Origin of the sequence: Kitasatospora sp. NPDC057512 (assembly GCF_042802135.1) — a bacterium.
In the GTDB taxonomy this organism is placed as follows: domain Bacteria; phylum Actinomycetota; class Actinomycetes; order Streptomycetales; family Streptomycetaceae; genus Kitasatospora.
On the sequence record NZ_JBHVET010000613.1, the window covers coordinates 1 to 5,386 of the forward strand.

Below are 5,386 nucleotides of genomic sequence, written 5' to 3' on the forward strand. Positions count from 1 at the left end.
GTCCCGTAGCGTTTTCCTTCCACCGCGGGGACCCGCGGTGTACGAAGGGGAGGGTTCCATGAACTCGCTTGTCTCGACGGCCCGCTGGTTAGGCTCCCTGGCGGTGGCGGGGGCACTGCTGCTCACCGGGTCCGGCTCCGCCGGCGCCGCCCCCGGTACCGGCACGTCCGCCGGGCCGGTACCGGGCGTCCCGCAGACCGTCGAACTGGACTCGGCGCCCGCCTCGGTGGCGGTCAGCCCGGACGGGCACAAGGCCTACGTCGCGGTGAAGGACACCACCAAGGGTGCCAAGGTCAAGGTGGTCGACACCCAGAGCGGGGCGATCACCGCGGTGGTGACGCTGTCCACCGGGTTCGGCGCCGGTCCGGGCCCGCTGGCCGTCAGCCCCGACGGCTCGCGCGTCTACGTGCTGTTCTCCACCGCCCGCAAGGCACCGCTGTCCGGCCTGGGCGCCATCGACACGGCCACCGACACCGTCGTCTCCAGCACCGAGGCACCCGACCAGCCGCGGCCCGACGGCACCTTCCCCGGGGCCCTCACCTCACTGGCGGTCAGCCCCGACGGCGCCACCGTCTACGTCGGCCAGGACGGACCGGCCCGCTACCACCGCCCGGCCGAGCCGGGCGCCCGGGTCCTGTCCTTCTCCCCGCAGCAGCAGGCCTTCACCACCGCCGTACCCCTGCCCGGCCACTACCTGGGCTCGATCGTCACACCGCTCAACGGCGACACCGCGTACGCCGCCACCGACGAGAACCTGGTCCGCCTGGACACCGGCACCGGGACCCCGACCGTCACCGGAACCACCGCCGCCACCATCGGCTCCCTCCCGAGCCTGGCCCTCTCCCCCGACGGCACCCGCCTCTACGGCGTGGGAAACAACGGCACCGGCTACGCCGTCGACCTCGCCACCGACACCCTCACCACCCTCGACCTCGCCCCGGGCCAGTGGCTGCAGAACCCCACGGTGTCCGCGGACGGCACCCGGCTCCACCTGCTCCAGCAGGACCTCACCAGCTCCGACGGCAAGGCCTCGGTCCTCACCCTGGACACCGCGACCAACACCCTCGTCCCCGCCGAGGAGATCACTGGCCTCAACTGGGTCACCGCCCTCGCCCTCGGCCCCGACGCCCGCACCTTCTACCTCACCGTCAACTCCACCCTGCGCATCCTCGCCCACTGACCGCACCCACCCCGCTCCCCGCCCCACCCCACCCCACCCCGCCCCACCCCACCGTGCTCCCATCCCGAAGCCCAACGCGGGCCGATCCCGCATGTCCGTGACGGGGGCCTTCTTGACGACGTCGCCGGTCTTCGGTGCGGAGATCATCAGTCCGTCGCCGATGTAGAGGGCCACGTGGTAGACGTGGCCGTTGCCGCCGTGTCTCCAGAACAGCAGGTCGCCCACCCGAAGTTCGGCCCGGGCAACGGGACGGTCCGCCGTGGCCGAGTACTGCTCGGCGGCGGTGCGGGGGAGCCGGCGGGCGGGCCAGTAGGCGTACTGGACGAGAGCCGAGCAGTCCCAACCGACCGTCACACCGGCCAGGCACTGTCCGTCCCGACAGCCGCCGTCCCCGTCGCAGTAGCCACGACTCGGTCCGGCCGGGCTGCCGCCGCCGTAGCTGTAGGGCACGCCGAGCTGGGTGGCGGCCCGGCGGGCGGCGTCCGGGCCGGCGCCGTGGCCCGTGATCTCCGAGAACGGGCCGGCACCGCGGAAGCGGGCCACGTTGCCCATGATGTCCGCCACATAGCGCTGGGTCTCGGCGTAGGGCGGCACGCCTCGGTTGGCTTCCACCGCGGCCCATCCCGCGTTGTAGGCGGCCAAGGCCAGGCGACGGGGGTCGTCGGCGATGCCGGACGCCGCCGCCTGCCCGAGCAGACTGCACATCAGCCGCCCCTGCGCCATCACGGCGTCTCCGATCTCGAAGGGCGAAGCCGTACCGCTGCGGTCGTCGTCCCTCCCCCAGGTCGCCCAGGTACCCGGCATGAACTGGGCCGCTCCTTCGGCGCCCGCCGGACTGCGGGCGTCGGCACGGAAGCCGCTCTCCTCGAACAGCTGGGCCGCGAGCAACACGGCTGTCAGCGCCGGGTCGTGGCAGGCTTCAGCGGCCTTGAGCACCCATGGCCGGTATTCCTCGGGCAGCCCGGTGACCGGTGTCCTGCCCGTCCCGGCGGCTCCCGCCGTCACCACCGGAACGAACGCCGCGACGACCACACCGAGCAGCACGAGGAGCACCGCACAGCAGACCGGAACCTTCTTCACGGAGACCCCCTTGTGAGGTGCGTCGATAGGCCCGAATGGGCGGATGGGCGTGCCTTCGGTACCGCCAGGGGCGTTACGCCACGTGGTCAGACGATCAGTTCCTCGCTCCTGATCGAAAGGCCGCTCTGACAACGCGAGTTACTGGGGGAGGTTGCGACGTGGCACCCGATCCGGTGGTACCTGTTCAGCAGGCACGCACCGTCCCGACGTACGGGCTGATGCCGGTCCACGGATACGACATCGCCTCCGCCGTGGTGCTTCAGATGCTCAACGACGGCGACGGGCGGGGCCTACGGGCCCACGGACTCGGGCCGGGAGAACCGGTACCGTACGGCGTCCAGCCGGTGCTGGTCGCTCCCAGCACTGTTTACGGCACCGTGCAGGTGGAGGCGATCGTCCGCAGCTGGCCCGCCGACACCGTTCCGAAGCCGTGGCTCGTCGTGGTGGCCGACGTCCCCGCCAAACCTGCGGCCGCGGCCCGCTACCGCCTCCGTGCCCTGGGCGGCCGCCTCGCCGGGACGGTGTACCTGCCCTACCTGCCGGCGCTTCGCTCGGTCGAACGTGCCGAAGACGCCCTGGCCGACGCCGCCGTGGCGCGCGCGGCTGCCCAGCTGCGCACCCACATGGAAGGGAAGTGACTGATGTTCCTCACCGAAGACCCCAAGAACTCGGGACTGATTCCCGCCGCCAGGCCGACCAAGATCCCGGGTATGGAGAGCACCGTCAGCACCTTGTTCGGCTACGGCCTGTGGATCCTGCTCCTGGCCGGTGTCGTCGCGGCCGGAGTCGGGGTGTGGAAGCTCGCGATGTCCGACAAGTCCCGTCACGGCGGCGGGTCCGAGCCGTTCAAGTGGATGGGCAGTGGAGTAGCAGCCGTCCTGCTGGCCGGTTCGTTGATCTCCATCCTCAACGGCATCGCGGGCTGACATGAGGAAGTCGAGGGGCGGCCGGCCCCTGTCCCGGGCCGTGCTGTGGAGTTCGAGCGCCATGCTGGCCGCCGTGCTCGGGCTCACCGGGTATGCGGCCCTGGCCGGTCACGACGACGTTCCGGCGGCCCGGCACGCGGACCCGGCGTCCGCCTCGTCGCCACCGGCGCCGAGCACCGTGCCGCAGCCGGCGCCCACGTACAGCGTCCCGCCGACCTGGACCGAGCCGGACCGCTGGCTCGCCGCACCGAGGGGCACGCGGAAGGCGGCGAACGGTCGGGAGACCGGCTTCCCGAACACCACCGACGGCGCCATCGGGATGATGGTGGCCGCCTCCGCGATGGACGTCGAAGGATCCGGCACCCTCGCGGAGCAGCAACTCGCCGTCTACAGCGCCTACATGGCACCCGCTGACCAGTCTCCGACGGCCGAGGCGAAGGTGCGCCAGGGTGCGGAGCGGACCGACGCCGCGACCCGCAGGGCCCTCGGACTGCCGGAAAGCGGGCCACTGCCGGGCGGCGCGTTCATGCGGGCCGTCATGATCGGGGTCAAACCCATCCAGGTCACCCCCGCACAGGTGACCGCCTACGTGCTGATGAACGTCACGGACAAGTCCGGGGAGACGGCTGCGGAGAAGACGGTCTACAGCGTGGGAATCCTCGGAGCCGTCTGGCAGGACGGCGACTGGAAGCTGTCAGGACAGGCCATAAAGGACGCGGCGGCGCGGGCCGACTGGAGGCCTCCCATCGTGGCACCGGGTGACGCCGCTTTCAACGCGGCCGGCTGGACCGCGATCAGGCAGGCGTCGTGAGACGCCGGATCACCGCCGTCCCCCTGTCCCTGGCGGTCGTGTTCGGCAGCGTGACGGCCATCGCACCGCCGGCCGCCGCGGACGACGGCATCGTCGGTTCGATCGTGGACTTCGGCTGCGAGCAGTCCGCTGTCGGCCTGGTCGGGCTGATCTTCGACACCGATTGGTGCAAGTCCGCGGGCAAGGCCACCGACAAGGCGGCCAGGGAGGAGTGGAACTCCATCTGGGAGACCGCCGTCGGCGACTGGCTCAAGGCGGCCGTCGAACTCTGCAGAACGCTCATGGCGGCGACGCTGACGATCGCCTTGAAGGGACCGTCGCTGAAGCTGGAGAACACCGGGCTGTGGAACGGGAACGCCGTACTGGCCGGGATGATGGCATGGCTCGGCCTGATGGTCTCCGTGTTCGGATTCATGTGGCAGGCCGGGCGCATGGCGGTCACCGGCCAGGCCAAGCACCTCTTGCGTGCCGCCTCGGGGTGGGGGCAGAACGCGATGCTGAGCGTCTTCGGCGTATCACTGGTATCCAGTGCCTGCTGCTGCCGATCGCCGGGGCCGGACGGGTCGGCGGCAACGCCACCCCACGGAATCTCCCTTGCCGGGGCCGGGCGGCGCGGTGGCCGGATCGGTGACGTTTGGTCATCTGGGTGCTGCGTGGTGTGAAAGGCTCGGCGCCTGCCGCCCGGTGGGCCAGTGCGGCACCGTGGGTGGCAAGTGCCGAGGAGCAGCGAAGTGATCAAGGAATCGACGGCGAGTGCGTTCGTCTTCCGCGTCGGCGGGGACGGGGAGTGCAGGACAGCTCTGGTGTGGCACCCGCGGCTGGAGTTGTGGCTCCCGGCCGGCGGACACGTCGAGGAGCACGAGGGGGCGGCCGAGGCCGCGCTGCGCGAGATCGCGGAGGAGACGGGGCTGCGGGCCGAGCTGCTGCCCGGTCCGTCGCTTCCGCTGCCCTCCGGCTTCCCGCACCGCGCGCCGGTCGCGCCGTGGTGGGTGGTGGAGATGGACGCCTGCGCCGACAATCACACCCGCGAGCCGCACCGGCACATCGACCACGTGTACGTCGCCCGGGTCGGCGACGAAGCGGCGTCCGGCAGTGCGGTGCACGAGGTGCGCTGGTTCACCGAGCAGGAGGCGGTCGAGGTCGAGGGCCTGTCCGAGGACTCGCGGCTTCAGGTGAAGCAGCTCTTCGCCATGATCGCCGACGGGTCGCTGCACCTGGCGGCGTGAGCCCGGACGGTCAGAACAGGGCGCTCTGCTCCGCGTCCGGGACGGCCGGGGCCAGGCGTTTGGGCTGTAGCCCGGCGGCCATGTCCAGCTCCAGCAGGGTGCGCCCCCCGCCGGTTGGGCCCCCATCGGCCACCAGCAGTTACAGGGTCGTTGCGGTGTCCAG

7 protein-coding genes and 1 pseudogene are annotated in these 5,386 nt (G+C 71.6%); 6 read left to right on the top strand and 2 right to left on the bottom strand.

All coding sequences use genetic code 11. The features are described 5' to 3' along the window. The first annotated feature begins 58 nt into the window (after positions 1-58). Positions 59-1,180, top strand: a complete 1,122-nt coding sequence (locus tag ACFU6K_RS30335; protein ID WP_380668394.1) for a hypothetical protein — start codon at positions 59-61, stop codon at positions 1,178-1,180. 114 nt (positions 1,181-1,294) lie between these two features. Here ACFU6K_RS30335 and ACFU6K_RS30340 read toward each other — a convergent pair. Next, a pseudogene (locus ACFU6K_RS30340) lies at positions 1,295-2,260 on the bottom strand (NlpC/P60 family protein); the annotation flags it as partial. A 158-nt stretch (positions 2,261-2,418) separates the two neighbouring features. Here ACFU6K_RS30340 and ACFU6K_RS30345 point away from each other — a divergent pair. The 5 genes from ACFU6K_RS30345 to ACFU6K_RS30365 all read left to right on the top strand — a co-directional run bounded on the left by ACFU6K_RS30345 (position 2,419) and on the right by ACFU6K_RS30365 (position 5,223). Further along, complete coding sequence (locus ACFU6K_RS30345) at positions 2,419-2,898, top strand: hypothetical protein (RefSeq protein ID WP_380668396.1); 480 nt, start codon at positions 2,419-2,421, stop codon at positions 2,896-2,898. Positions 2,899-2,901: 3 nt separating this feature from the next. After that, on the top strand, positions 2,902-3,186 hold the full coding sequence (locus tag ACFU6K_RS30350) for a hypothetical protein (RefSeq protein ID WP_380668398.1): 285 nt from the start codon (positions 2,902-2,904) through the stop codon (positions 3,184-3,186). Position 3,187: 1 nt separating this feature from the next. Then, positions 3,188-3,997, top strand: coding sequence for a hypothetical protein (locus ACFU6K_RS30355; RefSeq protein WP_380668400.1), 810 nt, complete (start codon positions 3,188-3,190; stop codon positions 3,995-3,997). Then, entirely contained in the window at positions 3,994-4,659 is a 666-nt protein-coding gene (locus ACFU6K_RS30360; protein WP_380668402.1) for a hypothetical protein, read from the top strand. Before ACFU6K_RS30355 ends, ACFU6K_RS30360 begins: the two co-directional genes overlap by 4 nt. Positions 4,660-4,728: 69 nt before the next feature. Further along, on the top strand, positions 4,729-5,223 hold the full coding sequence (locus tag ACFU6K_RS30365; RefSeq protein WP_380668404.1) for an NUDIX domain-containing protein: 495 nt from the start codon (positions 4,729-4,731) through the stop codon (positions 5,221-5,223). Positions 5,224-5,233: 10 nt separating this feature from the next. On the opposite strand, the gene ACFU6K_RS30370 is transcribed toward ACFU6K_RS30365, so the two are convergent. Continuing rightward, on the bottom strand, positions 5,234-5,356 hold the full coding sequence (locus ACFU6K_RS30370; protein ID WP_380668406.1) for a hypothetical protein: 123 nt from the start codon (positions 5,354-5,356) through the stop codon (positions 5,234-5,236). Positions 5,357-5,386 lie beyond the last annotated feature (30 nt).

Coding starts and splice junctions, on each gene's coding strand:
- ACFU6K_RS30350 (WP_380668398.1), top strand. CDS start 2,902: ATGTTCCTCACCGAAGACCCCAAGAACTCGGGACTGATTCCCGCCGCC.
- ACFU6K_RS30335 (WP_380668394.1), top strand. CDS start 59: ATGAACTCGCTTGTCTCGACGGCCCGCTGGTTAGGCTCCCTGGCGGTG.
- ACFU6K_RS30355 (WP_380668400.1), top strand. CDS start 3,188: ATGAGGAAGTCGAGGGGCGGCCGGCCCCTGTCCCGGGCCGTGCTGTGG.